Consider the following 17,311-nt stretch of genomic DNA (forward strand, 5'->3'; position numbering starts at 1 on the left):
TATTACAAAAAATGTGGTTCTAAAAATCTCTATTAACATGTCATTAACAATCATTAAAATTTAATTAACAACACCCGTTTAAAAGTTTTTTAGTTTTGTATAACAAATTTAAAATAACTAAAACATATACAGTATGAAATCAATTAAATTATCAATTGTAGCTTTATTTATAGCTAGCGCTTCATTTGCACAATTAAAAGATGCAAAAATAGAAACAACTAAAGCAATTCAGGTTACTCCAACAGAAGTTAAAACTCCTGTAGCTCCTAAACAATCAAACATTAAATGGGATCAAGAAATGCATGATTTTGGAGATATTGAAAAAGGAAAACCAGTTACTTATGAATTTTCTTTTACAAACACTACAAAAGAAACTATCTTAATTACAAATGTAAGACCAGCTTGTGGTTGTACTGCTGCAAATTACACAAAAACTCCAATTAAACCTGGAGAAAAAGGAATGGTTGCTGCAACTTTTAATGCTGCATCTGGTGGTCAATTTCAAAAATCAGTTACAATTACAACTACTGAAAATGGTGCTGAAGCAGTAAAAACTTTATCTTTCAAAGGAAAAGTATTAGAACCAGCTACTGAGAAAAAAGAAGAGATTAAATCTTAACAATATTATTAATTCAGCTTTTACATCTTATTAAACCACCTGTCAAAAGGTGGTTTTTTTTATATTTACAAAATGAAAACAGTCATTATAAATACACCTCTTGGTTGTACAGAAATTCAAGGAAATGAAAATGGGATTTCAAAAATTCATGTGCTGAATGAAGACGTTGAAATTTCTACAAAATTTCCGAAGGAATTAAAAGAGGCTGTTTTACAACTTCAAGATTATTTTAATGGAAAAAGAACGGAATTTTCATTTAAAATTAATCCCGTAGGAACTGATTTTCAACAAAAAGTTTGGCAAGAATTATTAAAAATTCCTTTCGGAAAAACGTGTTCCTATTTAGAATTATCAAAAAAATTAGGCGATGTAAAAGCAATTCGTGCAGTTGCTTCTGCCAATGGAAAAAATCCGCTTTGGATTGTCGTTCCATGCCACAGAGTCATTGGAAGTGATGGCTCGTTAACAGGTTATGCTGGTGGATTGTGGCGCAAAAAATGGCTGCTCGAACACGAAAATCCAATAAAACAAGAAAGTTTGTTTTAGATTTTTTAAAATCATTCTAACTTTTTCCTACTTTTATAACACAATCTTATAAAATTTGGAAATGAAATTTCTTTTAAAATTCTTCAAGTGGTTCGCTATTGTTTTGGCTAGCATCATAATTTTGATGTACATTTTTGATGTAGATTATTTGTTACGTGCCGTAAGGACAATCTATTTCAAGGGTTACACAACCGCTTTTTTAGAAGATTATAAAGAATTTCCAAATAGAGAAATTAAAAAAGGAACTGCTCAACCTTGGGCAATAGCTTCTGATTATAACTCAGTTCCTGCAACTCAAAATTTACAAAAGACACATAAAGAACTTCAAACCATTGCTTATCTCATCATTAAAAAAGACAGCATTTGGCACGAAAGTTATTTTGACGGATTTGATAAAAACTCGAAATCCAATTCCTTTTCTATGGCAAAAAGTGTCGTTACTATGGCAATGGGAAAAGCTATTATGGAAGGAAAAATTAAAAGTTTAGATCAAAAAGTAACCGATTTTTTTCCAGAATTAAAAGGTAATTATGCAAAAGACGTAACCATAGGTGATTTATCTTCTATGGCATCTGGATTAAGTTGGGATGAAAAATATTATAGTCCGTTTTCAATTGTAACCCGCGCTTATTTTGATGATGATTTAAAAGGCATTATTTTAGGTTTAGACATCAAAGAAAAACCAGGTCAATCATTCAAATATTTAAGTGGCGCTACTCAATTATTGGCGATGTGTATTGAAAAAGCAACGGGAGAACATTTATCTGATTATGTTTCTAAACACTTTTGGCAACCCATGGGAGCCGAAAACGAAGCGCTTTGGCAACTTGACGAAGAACCAGACGGAATTGAAAAAGCGTATTGTTGTATTGCTAGTAATGCTAGGGATTTTGCTCGTTTTGGAAAATTATATTTAAACAATGGAAAATGGAATGGTAAACAATTACTAGATAGCGCATTCGTGAAAAAATGTATAACTCCACGTTTTGAAAAAAGTCCACAATATGGTTATGGCTGGTGGATGCATAACTTTTTAGGTAAAGATTTATACTACATGCGTGGGCATTTAGGGCAATTTGTAATTGTAATTCCAGAAGATGAATTAATAATTGTTCGATTAGGACATTTAAAAGGAAAACAAACTGAAACTGACCCACACAGCAATGATTTATATGTCTATATGGAAGAAGCGAATGAAATGTTGAAACAAAGAAAGAAATGATAATGAAAGTTGGAAACTAAAAACTTAAATTAACTATAAACCATACAAAAATGATTGAGAAAATTAACTTAAACAACATTTTGTTTTTAGACATTGAAACTGTACCGGAACACCAAAATTATGGTATTTTAGATGAAGAAACTCGTTATTTGTGGGAACACAAAACCCAATACCAACGTAAAGATGAAGTCTCGGCAGAAGATTTTTACGAAAGAGCTGGAATTTGGGCTGAATTTGGAAAAATCATTACCATTTCTGTAGGTTACTTTGTAAATAAAGGTGATATTAGAAACTTTCGTGTGACCAGTTTTTGGGGAGAAGAAAAGAAAATTTTAAACGATTTTTCAAATTTACTAAACACACATTTTAACGGAGCACAGCATGTTTTGTGTGGTCATAATGCTAAAGAATTTGATATTCCGTTTATAGCTAGACGCATGATTATTAATGGGATTGCATTGCCAAATAAACTAAATTTATTCGGCAAAAAACCATGGGAAGTTGCACATCTTGATACTTTAGAATTATGGAAGTTTGGCGACTACAAACACTTTACTTCATTAAAATTACTTACAAAAGTGCTTGGAATTCCATCTCCAAAAGATGATATTGATGGAAGCGAAGTAGCACACGTTTTTTATGTAGAAAACGATATTGACCGAATTATTACTTATTGTGAAAAAGATGTAATTGCTGTAGCACAAATTTTTCTGAGATTAAGACGAGAAGATTTATTGGTAGAAGATGAAATTATTCATGTATAAAAAAAGGGAGCTAATTAAGCTCCCTTTTTTATTTTTTATGCTGATGATTATTTATTAATAACCAATTTTTTTGTTGTTTTAGCACCTCCATTTTGAATGCTTAACATATAAATTCCGTCAGACAAATTTTCAACGTTTAATGTTTCAACGCTATTAGAAGAAATTTTAGAAATTACTTTTCTTCCTTGAACATCAAACAATTCATATGTTGTTTCACCTGTTACACTTCCAGCTAAATCAATATTGACGATACCTTTAGCTGGGTTTGGATACACTTTTAATGAATTTAAAACAGTATCATTTGAACTTAATGATGCTGTTAAAGCACATATTTCAATTGAAAAATTGGTAACCTCACCTCCGTCTCCGTTATAAGGATCACTAATTAAAAGTGTCCATGTTCCATCTGCTATCAATCCATTAAGATTACTTAAAGAATCATTTGGTGCAATATCTCCTGAAATAGCAGGAACACCAGAACATGCGGGTGCAGATCCTGAATCAACAAATCTACAGTTAATATTATCATTATCTCCACATGGCTCTTCCAATAAAGTAATTATTGGACTTCCTAATGAAGCAGGCCCTTGTAACGTTATTGTCATATCCTGAACATAAGTATGGGTCATTTCAAATGAAACTCTTATTTCTCCAATAGTTAAGCCTCCTGATATATTTAAAGGTACACTTGCACTAGAGTTAGCTATTGTAGCTACTGTTGCATTTGAAAAATCAGTTGCAGAGAATGTATTTCCACATGATAATACTCCTGTTCTAAAAGTATTAACTGTTGCTGAGTTTGTAATTCCGATACCACATCTATTAGAAGGAATAATTCTCCAGTAATACATTGTGTCTTGTAACAAACCAGTTATTAAATAGTTAGTATTGATTGTTATTTGATTTACTACCGTTGTTGCAAAAGTTGGACTAGTAGAAACTTGCAAATTGTAATTTTCAGCATTAGAATCTAATTGCCAATTAAGATTAACTATGGTTGATGTTCCATTAAATCCGTTGGTAGGTGATGATAAAATAACAGGTTGAAAAGTTGAATTGTAAACTTTCAATGTTCGTGTTCTTGTCTCGGTTTCTATTCCATTACTACCAACAATACCAATATTATACTCTCCAGGAATTACTGAAGACAAGTTAGAAACGGTCATTGAAATATTACCATTAACATTCAAACTTGCTGGTGAAATAGAAAAATTCGCGCCTGCAGGTATTCCTACTGCTGAAAAATTTGTAACTCCACCTCTTGTTTTCTTAAAATTAAAATTAAATATTGCATCTTGATTGCTACATAATTCTACATTTTCAGACGTAGGAATTATTGCGAAATCGGATGTAATTCCAGTGATAATTAATGAATAATTTTGTCCATTATCAACTAAATTACCTTTGTGAGTAATTGTAATTACATAATCACCTGCCAATGGAGAATCAATTCTTACTAATTCAACATTATCTAAATTATTATCTCCCGTTCTTGTTGCGGGTAATGTTGGATTAGTACTATTTAATTTCCAAGGATAATATGTGGTTCCGTCTTTGGTAACTCTAATATCTAAATCGTTTACTAATGACCTAAATGTATCATTAGGAGTCAATCTTTGTCCATTATTAGCTTCACCAGGAACATCGGTCCAAGTTATTGATGCAACCAAAGGATTAGTAGCTCCTCCAGATGATTTTACTGTCATAGTAAATGATTGTCCTTGATTTAACCTTTCCTCAGAAATCCAAGAAGTTAAACCATTATTATTAATAGTCTCAGCTGCTTTTTTGGCATTTAATAATCCCCATCCAAAAACCGGATCAGGTCCAATTTCACCCGCATCATCTGCGGTATGGCAAGCAAGACCCTTTAGGGTAGCTGATCTCATAAAACTATTTGTAACATTCTTGTAATGTTGTTGTAATAATAATAGTGTTCCTGTTACATTTGGGGCAGACATTGATGTCCCAGACATTGCTGTGGTTGATGTATCGTTAGTACTGTTCAAAGATGTTACATTAGTTCCATTTCCTGTGATATCTGGTTTAATCCTTTTGTCGTCAGTAGGGCCTTGACTACTCCCAGAATTTATAATAACACTTGTTAAAGAGCCGTCTGCTGCAATAGTTGCATCTTGAGCATTAGCAACTGTTAATACATTTTTGGCCACTTTGTTTCCTACAAGTTTATCAAATCCAAATACAATTGGATCAGCATTATCATTATTGTTTCCATCATTACCAGCAGAATAAATAGGTAAATAATATTGGGATAAATATGCAATTTCATCCCATACCCTAGAATCTTCAACATAAGAACCAATATACCATGAAGGAAGTGGCCCTCCTGATCCTGTAACAGGAACCCCATAAGAATGATTAGAAACTAACATGCCTAAAGTTGCTTCTGATAAAGCTTCTGATTCGTCATCGGTCCAATCAAATGTTCTTGCAGTCGCTTGTGAGGCCATTCCTTTTATTGTAGAAGAACTTGCACCCCACGGTAAAGCTATTATAGTTCCTGTAACATGAGTTGGATGTGAGCCAAATGTTGAGCCTGAGTTATCGACTGTTTCTACTCTTCCTCCAAAACCACTATGAGATCTTCTAACAGTCCCTCCATCCCATACTCTAGCAATCATTCCTTGACCATCTAAAGATAATCCAAGTCCACCTCCTGAGTTTAAATAATTAGTACGTGTTGATCTTGCTGCTGCTATATTTTCTGTTGAATAATATACTGGAAATCCATCAGGTGTTAATTTCATTAGTTCTTGAAAGGAACCATTTTCCCCTTCAATTGTAATTGGCCATCCATTAATTGAAGCCGCTTCATAAGCTGCTTTTTTTTCAGACGCTTCCTTCTTTCTAAGATAAACTTCTAGCTCTTTGATTTTTTCTAAATCGTAATTTTTTGTGATTTTTTCAGCGTCTTCTTTAGTTTGTGAAAAAACAAAACCAGAAATAGATAATGAAAAAATAAATAGTAATCTTCTGATTTTCATAATGTTTTGTAGCTTGGGTTAATATAATATTTACAAATATATAATTATTTCTTAAAATCACTAAATATTTATATTTATTTAATATTTGTTGAAATATTTTGAATTATAGTACATTTACGAAAAAATAGCTAGTTATGGTTTTAAGCAGATTTTGGTTAGTAATATTTATATCGTCAATCTTTTTTATTGTTTTTGGATTATTTTCTTCACAATATTATTCTATTGATTATGTACTGAATGGCAAACAAGGCGAACCTCTTTTAATTGGTGAAAAGTATTTAAAAGAAGTGCCTCAATTTGTTCAAGATAGTTTACAAAAAGCGGAAGACAAAACATTCATTATTAATAAAAATGAAGCTGATGCAGACACTACCTATGTCTACAACAATCAAACCGTAAAAATCTATAGCGGAAAACAAAAAGCAGATGGTTTACTACCTATGACCAAAAGCAGTTTATTTGATTTGATTTTACCATTAATTGCTTACTTATCTTTCTTCTGTGGGATTATGGAATTACTTATTATTTCTGGAGCTTCTGAAAGATTGGCGAAGAAATTAAGTCCGTTGTTTGCAAAAGTTTTTCCTTCAATTCCTAAAAATCACGAATCGATTTCTTATATGACGCTAAATTTTTCTGCCAACTTCTTAGGATTAGACTCGGCTGCAACTCCTTTTGGATTAAAAGCGATGCAAAGTTTACAAGAATTAAATCCTGATAAAGACAAGGCAAGCGATGCACAAATCATGTTCATGTGTTTGCATGCTGCTGGTTTAACATTAATTCCAACGTCAATTATCGGTTATCGTGCGGCTGAACATGCTGCAAATCCTGCAGACGTAATGTTGCCTTGTATTATTACCTCTTTCATTGGAACTATTGCTGCTTTTATATTAGTCGGAATCAAACAAAAAGTAAATTTCAAAAGCGCTTCATTACTAGCGGCTTTAATGGGAGTTATTGGAGCTATTGTGGGATTATTATTCTATGTAAACAGTTTAGATTTAATCGGAAAAAATTACTTTACTTCTAACCTTTCGGGATTGTTATTGATATTAATCATTGGTGGAACTTTAATCTTTTCTTTCGTTCAAGAAAAGAAATTCGTAGAACAAAAAACAACCATTTTCGACACTTTTGTAACCGGTGCCAACAACGGATTAAAAACAGGAGTTACCATTTTTCCTTATGTGATGGGAATGTTAGTGGCTATTTCGTTATTTAGAAATAGTGGTTTGTTTGAAAACATCAGTTACGGAATTTCGTTTGTTTTTGCTCATCTTGGAGTAGCTAAAGAAATCACTGATTCGCTTCCTGTGGCGATGTTACGCCCTTTTAGTTCTGGTGGATCACGAGGATTTATGATTGATGCGATGAAACAATTTGGACCTGATTCCTTAACAGGAAGGCTAAGCTGTATTTTCCAATGCAGTGCGGAAACAACTTTCTATGTTATTGCCGTTTATTTTGGAAGTATCAATGTAAAAAACACTCGTTATACCTTAGGAATGATGCTTTTAGTGGATTTAATTTGTGTGATTACAGCGATTTTTGTGGCGAGTTGGTTTTTTTAACTTGTTAAATTACAGCAAGGTTTCCAAAATCTTTTAGGTAAAATAAATTAAAAATGAGTTTTTTTGAAGAATTAATTATTGATTTAGGACGTGAAGGTATGTACTTCTTTTTTAAAAGATTGGGCATGTTGGCTAAATGGCTTTGTTATTCAGGAAAAAAACCATTCACCGAAATTAAGAATGAAAATTGGAATACCAGAATAGGCTTCGTTTTATTTTTAATTATAGTTGGGATAATAATTTATATTGTAAATTAATTCCTCAAAGTTTTAAAAACCTTGCAGGTTAGAAAAACAAAAATCCGTAACTTTACCTTTCAAAACTTACACAAAATGGACTTTTTATATCAAGACCCGTATCCTATTCTAAAAGACGATACACACTACAAAAAATTAACTTCTGACTATGTAAAAGTAGAACAACTTGGCGATAGAGAAATCTTAGTGGTGGATCCAAAAGGATTAGAATTATTAGCGCAAGAAGCTATGGACGACGTTTCGTTTATGTTGCGTTCGGCACATTTACAAAAACTAAGAAACATTATCGAAGACCCAGAAGCAACAGACAACGATCGTTTTGTGGCTTATAACTTATTGCAAAATGCCGCAGTAGCTGTAGAAGGTCAATTGCCTTCTTGTCAAGATACTGGAACTGCGATTGTGGTTGCCAAAAAAGGTGAAAACGTTTACACAGGCGTGGAAGATGGTGAATGGTTATCAAAAGGAATTTACAATACGTACCAAAATAAAAATCTTCGTTACTCGCAAATTGTTCCGATTTCGATGTTTGAAGAGAAAAACTCAGGTTCTAACTTACCAGCTCAAATTGATATTTATGCGAAAAAAGGAAATTCGTATGAATTCTTATTTTTAACAAAAGGTGGTGGTTCGGCAAACAAAACGTTTTTATATCAAAAGACAAAATCGTTGTTGAATGAAAAATCATTAGACGAATTTGTTCGTGAGCGCATTATGGATTTAGGAACAGCGGCTTGTCCTCCGTATCACTTAGCTATCGTTATCGGTGGAACTTCTGCAGAAGCGAATTTAGCAGCCGTGAAAAAAGCTTCAGCTGGATATTATGACAATCTTCCAACTTCTGGAAACATGTCGGGTCAAGCATTTCGCGATTTAGAATGGGAAAAAAGAGTACAAATTATTTGTCAAGAAAGTCAAATTGGAGCACAATTTGGTGGAAAATATTTAACGCATGATGTTCGTGTCATTCGTTTGCCTCGTCATGCTGCCTCTTGCCCTGTTGGAATGGGCGTTTCTTGTTCAGCTGATAGAAATATAAAAGGAAAAATCACGAAAGATGGGATTTTCTTAGAACAATTAGAAACCAATCCAGGTCAGTTTTTACCAACAACAGCTCCTCATTTAGAGCCTGCAGTTGAAGTTGATTTGAACAAACCAATGCCAGAAATTTTAGCAGAGTTATCAAAATACCCAATCAAAACACGTTTAAAATTAAACGGAACGTTGATTGTGGCTCGTGATATTGCACATGCAAAAATCAAAGAATTATTAGACGCTGGAAAACCAATGCCAGAGTATTTCAAAAATCATCCTGTATATTATGCAGGTCCAGCAAAAACTCCAGACGGAATGCCATCAGGAAGTTTTGGACCCACAACCGCAGGAAGAATGGACGTTTATGTAGACGAATTCCAAGCCGCTGGCGGAAGCATGATTATGTTAGCGAAAGGAAATCGTTCAAAACAAGTAATGGACGCTTGTAAGAAATACGGAGGATTCTATTTAGGTTCGATTGGTGGTCCTGCTGCGATTTTAGCAAAAGAAAACATCTTATCAGTAGAAGTAGTAGACTTTGAAGAATTAGGCATGGAAGCCGTTCGTAAAATTACCGTAAAAGATTTCCCTGCGTTTATTATAACTGATGATAAAGGGAATGATTTTTTTATGAATCTTTAGTCTTAGAAAAAAGAGAATAGAATATAGAAAATAGACAAACCTGTGAGTTGAAAGACTTGCGGGTTTTTTATTTAAGAACCATTGACAAAAACATCAAAACATTCAATTTTGGTTAAATTTATTTTCAATTTAAAAAAACAAGGTCCACCATCATGAACAGTTCCTATAAAATATTTGAATGACTCTTTAGCTATTCCTGAGCATGCGCAATTAACCCAAACTTCTATCTCTCCATTACTATTTTTTGTTGCAATACATTGTTTTGAATAATCATCGGCATTTTGTTTACCTTCAAAATTTTCTGTTTTATTCATGCAAATTGGTAAAATAGAATCTATTTTAAGCAAATCATTTTCTGTTAACTCATAAGGAATAGCAGTTTCGTTAAAACGATTATACTCTTTTGATTTATCAAATGTAAAAGTTGTATATGTTGGGAATTTTTTAAAATCGATTTTTATATTCGACTTAATTTTTGAATTTATGATTTCATATTTTTCATACTCTTGGTTAGATTCAATAAAGTTATTCTTTATAAGGCCATTAAAATTAAAGTCGCCATAACAAACAAGAGTATCATTTAGCAACTTAAAGTTACCTTCTAAAGTTTCATTTTTAATTGAATCAAATTCATAAATTCTTTTCATAATGTATGTGCTGTCATTATAAAGTCTGAAATCTATCTTCAAACCAAAAGACTTTATTTCAGCTTGTACTAATTCTGTTTTTTGTTTACAACTAAACAAAAAAAGAGTAAAAAAGAAGATGCTAAAAAATCTAATCATAAATAAAAGTTTTAAACTGATTCTATGAGATTCCTTCGGAATGACAAACTATGCGAGAAATACTGAATACTTCAAACTGAACACTGAACACTTTCAAACCTACTCCACAAACAACACCAATCCTTTTAAATAATGCCCTTCTGGATGGTAAATGTTGGTTGGATGATCGGGTCCTTGTTCTAATTTGTGTAATACTCTGATGTTTCTTCCGGTTTCTATGGCTGCTGCGGCAACGGTGTTGTAAAACAAAACATCGTCAATAACTTGTGAACATGAAAACGTGAATAAAATTCCGTTAGGTGCTAAGGCTTTTAAACCTGCAATGTTTAAACGTTTGTAAGCTTGTGTTGCGGTGTGTTTGCTTTTGATGCTTTTCGCGAAAGCGGGTGGATCCAAAACAATGACATCGTATTGTTGCGTGTGCTCTTTCATGAAGTTGAATACATCATCCGCAACTGCTTTGTGATTGGCGTTAGGAAAATTTAATTCCATATTACTTGCTGCTAAATCTACCGCTTTTTGAGAAATATCTACCGAAGTAACCAATTCTGCACCAGCACTCATCGCGTAAATTGAAAATCCGCCTGTGTAACAAAACGTATTTAATACTTTTTTACCTTTTGAGAATTCGCCTAATAATTTTCGGTTTTCGCGTTGGTCTAAGAAGAAACCTGTTTTTTGTCCTTCTACCCAATTTACTGAAAACAAAATGTTGTTCTCTTTGGCAACTGCTTGTGCTTTATTTCCGAATAAAAAATAATCAGTTCCTGTATTCGGTAAAGTTCCTGAACTTTTGCAATAAATGGTTTCACAATACTCCGAAAAATTGGATTTTATAGCTTCTGCAATTTGCTCCATTTGAAGAAAAACTCCTGTCGAATGCGCTTGTATTACCCAGTTTTTATCGTAATAATCAATAATTAATCCTGAAATTCCATCACCTTCTCCGTGAATTACTCGGAACGCATTGGTAATTTCAAAATCTAATAATTGAGTACGTAAATACCAAGCTGATTGTAGTTTGGCTACCCAAAAATTCTCAGAAAAAGTTTCATCACCAAACGTCAAAATACGAACCACAATACTTCCTTTATCGCTGAAATATCCAGTTCCTAAATGATTGTTTTTCGAATCGACTACATCCACCATTTCGCCATCGTTTATTTCGCGACTCACGCCATAAACCGCACCACTGAAAATCCAAGGGTGACGACGTTGAATAGATTTTTCTTTACCTGATTTTAGAATTACTTTTGGTAAGCTCATTTTCTTGAAAAAATTACCGCGGATTCGCAGATTATTATTTATTTTTAGGCGGTTTCTTTATTGAAAAAAACGCAGATTCACAGATGTTTAAAATTGTAATCTGTGAATCTGCGGTGAAATTAAAATTTAATATTAATCGATTTTCATTTCTGGAATTTCTCCTTCGATGATTAAATCGGCTTCTGTTGCTTTGATGATATCTTCTACTGAAACGCCTGGCGCTCTTTCTAATAATTTGAAACCTTTTGGAGTGATTTCTAAAACCGCTAATTCCGTCACGACTTTTTTCACACAACCCACTCCAGTTAATGGAAGCGTACATTTTTTCAAGATTTTCGATTCTCCAGCTTTATTAACGTGCATCATTGCCACGATAATATTTTCTGCCGAAGCTACTAAATCCATTGCGCCACCCATTCCTTTTACCATTTTTCCTGGAATTTTCCAGTTGGCAATGTCACCGTTTTCGGAAACTTCCATCGCACCTAAAATAGTTAAATCTACTTTTTGCGCACGAATCATTCCGAAACTAAACGCAGAATCAAAGAAACTTGCTCCTGGCAAAGTGGTAATCGTTTGTTTTCCTGCGTTGATGATATCAGCATCTTCTTCTCCTTCAAAAGGAAATGGACCCATACCTAAAACGCCATTTTCCGATTGAAATTCTACTGAAATATCCGTACGAACATAATTGGCAACCAAAGTCGGAATTCCGATTCCTAAGTTTACATAGTAACCGTCTTTTACTTCTTGTGCTATTCTTTTTGCGATTTGATTTTTATCTAATGCCATGATTAACTTCTTTGTCTAACAGTTCTTTGCTCAATTCTTTTTTCAAACTTCTCTCCTTGGAAAATACGGTTGACCATAATTCCAGGAATGTGAATTTCGTTAGGATTTAAAGTTCCTGCTGGTACTAATTCTTCTACCTCAGCAATAGTAATTTTTGCAGCACCTGCCATACAAGCGTTGAAATTACGAGCTGTTCCTTTGAAAATAAGGTTTCCTGCTTCGTCACCTTTCCATGCTTTTACGATAGAAAAATCAGCTTTGTAAGCCAATTCCATTACGTGCATTTTTCCGTTGAATTCGCGTGTTTCTTTTCCTTCAGCAACTTCAGTTCCGAAACCTGCTGGCGTAAAGAAAGCTGGAATTCCGGCTTGAGCAGCACGACATTTTTCAGCTAAAGTTCCTTGTGGAGTTAATTCAACATCTAATTCTCCTGAAAGCATTTGACGTTCGAATTCGGCATTTTCTCCTACATAAGAAGAAATCATTTTTTTAATTTGACGCTTCTGTAAAAGTAATCCTAATCCGAAATCATCTACACCTGCATTGTTTGAAATACAAGTTAAATTGGTTACATTTTTATTTACTAATTCAGCAATACTGTTTTCGGGAATACCACAAAGACCAAAACCGCCTAACATGATGGTTTGTCCGTCTTGAATTCCTTCCAACGCTTCTTTAACGTTATTAACTTTTCTAGAAATCATATTTTGGTTTGTTGTTGTTTATAATCCGAATTCGTCCATGTCTGGCTCGTCTGTTGGAACAGCTGTGGTATCAACTACTTTTTTAGGCGTCCAACAATCTACTTTTATTTGTAAATCTTCTGGTTTTTCAAATGGCTCTTTAGACACATCTAAATCGCTATCGGCATAACATTTTTTCATAAAGATTCCCCAAATAGGTAATGCCATAGTAGCTCCTTGACCTAATCTTGTGGCTCTAAAGTGAGCTGCTCTGTCTTCGTTTCCTACCCAAACTCCAGTCGCTAAATTAGGTACCATTCCGATAAACCATCCATCAGAATTATTTTGAGAAGTTCCTGTTTTTCCTGCAATTGGATTTCCGAAACTATAATCGTATTGGATAAATCCACCGCCTCCATATTTTAATCGAGCACCTGTTCCTGAACTTGTAACACCTTCCATTAATTTGACAACAGCATAAGCAACGTCTTTATTTACGACATCTTTTGTAACGGGTACTGGTTGGTCAATAACTACTCCGTTTTTATCTTCAATTTTGATGATAAATGTTGGTTTTACATATACTCCTTGATTGGCAAATGTACTCATAGCGCCAACCATTTGTTCCACTGTAATATCAACAGCACCTAATGCAATTGACGGTTGTTCAGGAATATTGGAAGTAACTCCCAATTCTTTTGCCATGTCAACAACTGCTTTTGGTCCCACTCTATCAATTAATTTTGCCGAAACCGTATTCACTGAGTTCGCTAATGCTTTTTGTAATGTAATGGTTCCTCTGTAATTGCCATCGGAATTTTTTGGAGACCAATCGGCATCAATTCCCCATTTGCCCTTTGGCATAGTGAAATAACTATCAATAATAGAATCACAAGGCGACATTCCTAATTGTTCTATTGCAGTTGCATATAAGAATGGTTTAAAGGTAGAACCTACTTGTCTTGCTCCTTGACCCACGTGATCATATTGGAAATATTTATAATTTACACCACCAACCCAGGCTTTGACATGACCACTTCTTGGTTCCATCGCCATCATACCTGTTTGTAGCATGTGTTTGTAGTATATGATAGAATCTGTTGGTTTCATGATGGTGTCTTTTTCACCTTCATAAGTAAAGATTTTCATTTTTGCTGGCACATCAAAAGATTTTAGAATTTCTTCTTTTGTTTTACCATTCAAGTCCATTTTTCTCCAACGCTCTGAATTTTTCTTAGCCTGCAGCATAATTTGTTGCGTTTGCTCAGGAGTTATATCAACGAAAGGAGCGTTGTCTTTTCCTTTCGCTGCAATGAAAAATTCTTTTTGTAGATTTTTTAAATGTTCGGTTACTGCTTCTTCTGCATATTGTTGCATTTTAGAATCGATAGTCGTATAGATTTTTAAACCATCGCGATATAAATCATATTCCGTTCCATCATCTTTTAAGTGACTTTTCACCCACTTTCTCATGTAATCTCTTAGATATTCTCTGAAATAGGTAGCACTTCCTTCTGAATGACTTTCAGGTCTGAAATCTAATTTGATAGGAAGTTTCTTTAGTTCTTCTTTTTTTGATTCGGTAATTACACCGTTTTTAACCATTTGACCTAAAACCGTATTTCTTCGGTCTAGAACCAATTGTGCTCTTTTTTTTCGGTTTGGATTATATAACGAAGGATTTTTTAACATTCCTACAAACAAAGCGCCTTCTTCAATAGTTAAGTCTTTTGGCTCCTTGTTCATGTAAATTTTTGCTGCCGAACGAATTCCAACTGCTCCGTTTACAAAATCTACTTGATTTAAGTACAAGGCGATGATTTCTTGCTTGGTATATTGACGCTCTAAACGAACAGCGATAATCCATTCTTTAACTTTTTGAATTACTCTAAAAAGAATGAATTTCGAACCTTCACCGTGGAATAAATTTTTTGCTAACTGTTGAGTAAGCGTACTGGCTCCACCATCTTGAGCTAATTTTACTACTGCTCTCAATGTTCCTTTAGCGTCAATTCCTGAATGCTCGTAAAAACGTTCGTCTTCTGTTGCAACAAGTGCTTTTACTAAATGTTGTGGCAAATCTTCGTACTTAACAGGTGTTCTGTTTTCTTTATAAAATTTACCAATGACTACTCCATCCGAAGAAATAATCTCAGTTGCTACATTTGAATCTGGATTTTCTAAATCGTCAAACGAAGGCATTTTTCCGAAAAATCCCCATGAAGCGAAAAGGAATAATAAAATTACACCTAAAAATCCGTAGGCAAATAATTGCCAAAATTTTCTTTTATACTCTGAAAAATCGTTTGTATTTGCTTTTTTGGTAGCCATACTATTTTATTTTTTCAATTCTTAATCCTAGTTCTGTTATTCCTTTTAGTTCCGAAACACCGTCTACTTTCCCTGTTTCTCTTACTGCCTGAACTATCTCAACATTGTATTTTCCAACTCTTTTAAATCTGAAATTTTCCAAATACCATAATTTACTTTCCTTCACATCTGAAAAACCTTCTCCTAATAACGTTCCATCTGGATTTGCCATTAGGTATTCTAATGTATCTACAGTAAAAGTCGGTTTTTTACCTGGTTCTTTCATCGTTACAATCAAATACATGTTATTGAACGGATAATCGTTGTTGTTTCTAACATTCAAAAACAAATGATACGGATTTATCGTGTCTTTTTGTTCAAATGTAAAACGCAACGTGTCTGATTTTTTCCAAGAACCGTCTAACTCTTTGTATTCGCTAAAAAATTGCTTTTCATCACAAGAGAAAAAAAGCACAGCAAACAGCATTAACCCAATAAATTTAGTCTTTTTTAGGAGCATTTTTAAAATTTGATGGTTTACGTTTTTTGTTTTTATTGTTATTCTTTTTCTTAGGTTGATCAAAACGTGTTAAACTATCTTGACCTACTACATTTTCGAATTTTTTCTCTACTTCTTGAACCGTTTCTACAACATAATCTTCCAAAGCCGCCACACGTTCTTTTTTCTTATTGATGGCTAAAATTTCTTTCACCTTTTCAACAGGTAAAACCATCCATTGTGCTGGAGCATTTGCATAAGAAAACCACATGATTTCTTTGAAAATATCGATTTTTTGACAATACGCATCACCTTTTTCGGTATACAATTTGGTTTCCATGTCAGGCATGTCTTTCAATGCATCTAAATAAGTGTCTAATTCATAGTTCAAGCAACATTTTAGTTTTCCGCATTGACCCGCTAATTTTTGTGGATTTAACGACAACTGTTGGTAACGTGCTGCCGAAGTATTTACACTTCTAAAATCGGTTAACCAAGTAGAGCAACACAATTCTCTTCCGCAAGAACCAATTCCTCCTAAACGAGCTGCTTCCTGACGGAAACCTACTTGTTTCATCTCGATTCTAATTTTAAAATCTTGTGCAAATTCTTTAATTAATTGACGAAAATCGACTCTATCATTAGCTGTGTAATAAAACGTTGCTTTTGAACCATCGCCTTGAAATTCTACATCAGAAATTTTCATTTCTAACTTCAAATTGATAGCGATTTCACGAGCACGCATACGCACCGATTCTTCTTTATTTCGGGCTTCTGTCCAAATATCGATATCTCTTTGGGAAGCTTTTCTGTATATTTTTGATAATTCTTTATCTGGATTTTCACCTTTCTTTTTCATTTGAATTTTAACCAATTCGCCTGTCAAAGTAATAATTCCGATATCGTGTCCAGGAGAAGCTTCGGTAGCAACAATATCTCCAATAGATAAAGTTAATTTTTCGGTATTTCTAAAAAATTCTTTTCTTCCGTTTTTAAATCTGATTTCAACAGCATCGAAAGGCGCTTGACCACCTGGTAATGTCATATTTGATAACCAATCGAAAACCGAAAGTTTGTTGCAGCTATCGGTGCCGCAAGTCCCATTATTATTACACCCCTTTGGTGCACCGCCATCGGCGGTTGAACAGTTTGTACATGCCATAATTTAAATATATAGTGATTGTCCTAATGGACTACGTTTCAAAACGTTTTTGAGCGTAAAGATATTGATTTTTTATGGAAACTTTCAAATTCAATCTTTTGAAGTTTTACAAATGCAAAAAACCTATCTCATTATAAAACGAAATAGGTC

15 protein-coding genes are annotated in these 17,311 nt (G+C 33.7%); 7 read left to right on the forward strand and 8 right to left on the reverse strand.

Going from position 1 to position 17,311, the window contains the following annotated elements; genetic code table 11:
- Positions 1-133 precede the first annotated feature (133 nt).
- The 4 genes from B2741_RS07795 to B2741_RS07810 all read left to right on the forward strand — a co-directional run bounded on the left by B2741_RS07795 (position 134) and on the right by B2741_RS07810 (position 3,151).
- The gene (locus tag B2741_RS07795) at positions 134-619 is read left to right on the forward strand and encodes a DUF1573 domain-containing protein (protein WP_291137237.1); all 486 of its coding nucleotides are present in this window, start codon (positions 134-136) and stop codon (positions 617-619) included.
- A 72-nt stretch (positions 620-691) separates the two neighbouring features.
- On the forward strand, positions 692-1,165 hold the full coding sequence (locus B2741_RS07800) for a methylated-DNA--[protein]-cysteine S-methyltransferase (RefSeq protein ID WP_291137240.1): 474 nt from the start codon (positions 692-694) through the stop codon (positions 1,163-1,165).
- Positions 1,166-1,226: 61 nt separating this feature from the next.
- Complete coding sequence (locus B2741_RS07805; RefSeq protein WP_291137243.1) at positions 1,227-2,387, forward strand: serine hydrolase domain-containing protein; 1,161 nt, start codon at positions 1,227-1,229, stop codon at positions 2,385-2,387.
- Between the two features lie 50 nt (positions 2,388-2,437).
- On the forward strand, positions 2,438-3,151 hold the full coding sequence (locus B2741_RS07810; protein ID WP_291137246.1) for a 3'-5' exonuclease: 714 nt from the start codon (positions 2,438-2,440) through the stop codon (positions 3,149-3,151).
- A gap of 47 nt (positions 3,152-3,198) precedes the next feature.
- Here B2741_RS07810 and B2741_RS07815 read toward each other — a convergent pair whose 3' ends face one another.
- Complete coding sequence (locus tag B2741_RS07815; RefSeq protein WP_291137250.1) at positions 3,199-6,156, reverse strand: S8 family serine peptidase; 2,958 nt, start codon at positions 6,154-6,156, stop codon at positions 3,199-3,201.
- A 134-nt stretch (positions 6,157-6,290) separates the two neighbouring features.
- Here B2741_RS07815 and B2741_RS07820 point away from each other — a divergent pair, with 134 nt between their 5' ends.
- From B2741_RS07820 to B2741_RS07830, 3 genes are all read left to right on the forward strand, one after another.
- Entirely contained in the window at positions 6,291-7,730 is a 1,440-nt protein-coding gene (locus B2741_RS07820) for a nucleoside recognition domain-containing protein (RefSeq protein ID WP_291137254.1), read from the forward strand.
- Positions 7,731-7,783: 53 nt separating this feature from the next.
- Entirely contained in the window at positions 7,784-7,987 is a 204-nt protein-coding gene (locus B2741_RS07825; RefSeq protein ID WP_291137258.1) for a hypothetical protein, read from the forward strand.
- A 75-nt stretch (positions 7,988-8,062) separates the two neighbouring features.
- A complete protein-coding gene (locus tag B2741_RS07830; protein ID WP_291137261.1) occupies positions 8,063-9,664 on the forward strand; it encodes a fumarate hydratase in 1,602 nt (533 codons plus the stop codon).
- A 71-nt stretch (positions 9,665-9,735) separates the two neighbouring features.
- On the opposite strand, the gene B2741_RS07835 is transcribed toward B2741_RS07830, so the two are convergent.
- The 7 genes from B2741_RS07835 to B2741_RS07865 all read right to left on the reverse strand — a co-directional run bounded on the left by B2741_RS07835 (position 9,736) and on the right by B2741_RS07865 (position 17,161).
- Positions 9,736-10,449 carry a hypothetical protein gene (locus B2741_RS07835; RefSeq protein WP_291137264.1) on the reverse strand — a complete coding sequence of 238 codons (714 nt, stop codon included), beginning with the start codon at positions 10,447-10,449 and terminating at the stop codon, positions 9,736-9,738.
- A gap of 99 nt (positions 10,450-10,548) precedes the next feature.
- Entirely contained in the window at positions 10,549-11,715 is a 1,167-nt protein-coding gene (locus B2741_RS07840) for a class I SAM-dependent rRNA methyltransferase (protein WP_291137267.1), read from the reverse strand.
- A gap of 132 nt (positions 11,716-11,847) precedes the next feature.
- Positions 11,848-12,507 carry a CoA transferase subunit B gene (locus tag B2741_RS07845; RefSeq protein ID WP_231835616.1) on the reverse strand — a complete coding sequence of 220 codons (660 nt, stop codon included), beginning with the start codon at positions 12,505-12,507 and terminating at the stop codon, positions 11,848-11,850.
- 2 nt (positions 12,508-12,509) lie between these two features.
- Complete coding sequence (locus B2741_RS07850; RefSeq protein ID WP_291137275.1) at positions 12,510-13,211, reverse strand: CoA transferase subunit A; 702 nt, start codon at positions 13,209-13,211, stop codon at positions 12,510-12,512.
- An 18-nt stretch (positions 13,212-13,229) separates the two neighbouring features.
- The gene (locus tag B2741_RS07855) at positions 13,230-15,521 is read right to left on the reverse strand and encodes a penicillin-binding protein 1A (protein ID WP_291137278.1); all 2,292 of its coding nucleotides are present in this window, start codon (positions 15,519-15,521) and stop codon (positions 13,230-13,232) included.
- Position 15,522: 1 nt separating this feature from the next.
- Positions 15,523-16,020, reverse strand: a complete 498-nt coding sequence (locus B2741_RS07860) for a gliding motility lipoprotein GldH (protein WP_291137281.1) — start codon at positions 16,018-16,020, stop codon at positions 15,523-15,525.
- Positions 16,001-17,161, reverse strand: a complete 1,161-nt coding sequence (locus tag B2741_RS07865) for a PSP1 domain-containing protein (protein WP_291137284.1) — start codon at positions 17,159-17,161, stop codon at positions 16,001-16,003. The genes B2741_RS07860 and B2741_RS07865 overlap by 20 nt, the downstream gene beginning before the upstream one ends.
- Positions 17,162-17,311 lie beyond the last annotated feature (150 nt).

Origin of the sequence: Flavobacterium sp. UBA7663 (genome assembly GCF_002483315.1) — a bacterium.
Lineage (GTDB): Bacteria > Bacteroidota > Bacteroidia > Flavobacteriales > Flavobacteriaceae > Flavobacterium.

Excerpts from the sequence above, each read along its gene's own strand:
- B2741_RS07795 (WP_291137237.1), top strand. The coding sequence starts at position 134 with ATGAAATCAATTAAATTATCAATTGTAGCTTTATTTATAGCTAGCGCT.
- B2741_RS07800 (WP_291137240.1), top strand. The coding sequence starts at position 692 with ATGAAAACAGTCATTATAAATACACCTCTTGGTTGTACAGAAATTCAA.
- B2741_RS07805 (WP_291137243.1), top strand. The coding sequence starts at position 1,227 with ATGAAATTTCTTTTAAAATTCTTCAAGTGGTTCGCTATTGTTTTGGCT.
- B2741_RS07810 (WP_291137246.1), top strand. The coding sequence starts at position 2,438 with ATGATTGAGAAAATTAACTTAAACAACATTTTGTTTTTAGACATTGAA.
- B2741_RS07815 (WP_291137250.1), bottom strand. The coding sequence starts at position 6,156 with ATGAAAATCAGAAGATTACTATTTATTTTTTCATTATCTATTTCTGGT.
- B2741_RS07820 (WP_291137254.1), top strand. The coding sequence starts at position 6,291 with ATGGTTTTAAGCAGATTTTGGTTAGTAATATTTATATCGTCAATCTTT.
- B2741_RS07825 (WP_291137258.1), top strand. The coding sequence starts at position 7,784 with ATGAGTTTTTTTGAAGAATTAATTATTGATTTAGGACGTGAAGGTATG.
- B2741_RS07830 (WP_291137261.1), top strand. The coding sequence starts at position 8,063 with ATGGACTTTTTATATCAAGACCCGTATCCTATTCTAAAAGACGATACA.
- B2741_RS07835 (WP_291137264.1), bottom strand. The coding sequence starts at position 10,449 with ATGATTAGATTTTTTAGCATCTTCTTTTTTACTCTTTTTTTGTTTAGT.
- B2741_RS07840 (WP_291137267.1), bottom strand. The coding sequence starts at position 11,715 with ATGAGCTTACCAAAAGTAATTCTAAAATCAGGTAAAGAAAAATCTATT.
- B2741_RS07845 (WP_231835616.1), bottom strand. The coding sequence starts at position 12,507 with ATGGCATTAGATAAAAATCAAATCGCAAAAAGAATAGCACAAGAAGTA.
- B2741_RS07850 (WP_291137275.1), bottom strand. The coding sequence starts at position 13,211 with ATGATTTCTAGAAAAGTTAATAACGTTAAAGAAGCGTTGGAAGGAATT.
- B2741_RS07855 (WP_291137278.1), bottom strand. The coding sequence starts at position 15,521 with ATGGCTACCAAAAAAGCAAATACAAACGATTTTTCAGAGTATAAAAGA.
- B2741_RS07860 (WP_291137281.1), bottom strand. The coding sequence starts at position 16,020 with ATGCTCCTAAAAAAGACTAAATTTATTGGGTTAATGCTGTTTGCTGTG.
- B2741_RS07865 (WP_291137284.1), bottom strand. The coding sequence starts at position 17,161 with ATGGCATGTACAAACTGTTCAACCGCCGATGGCGGTGCACCAAAGGGG.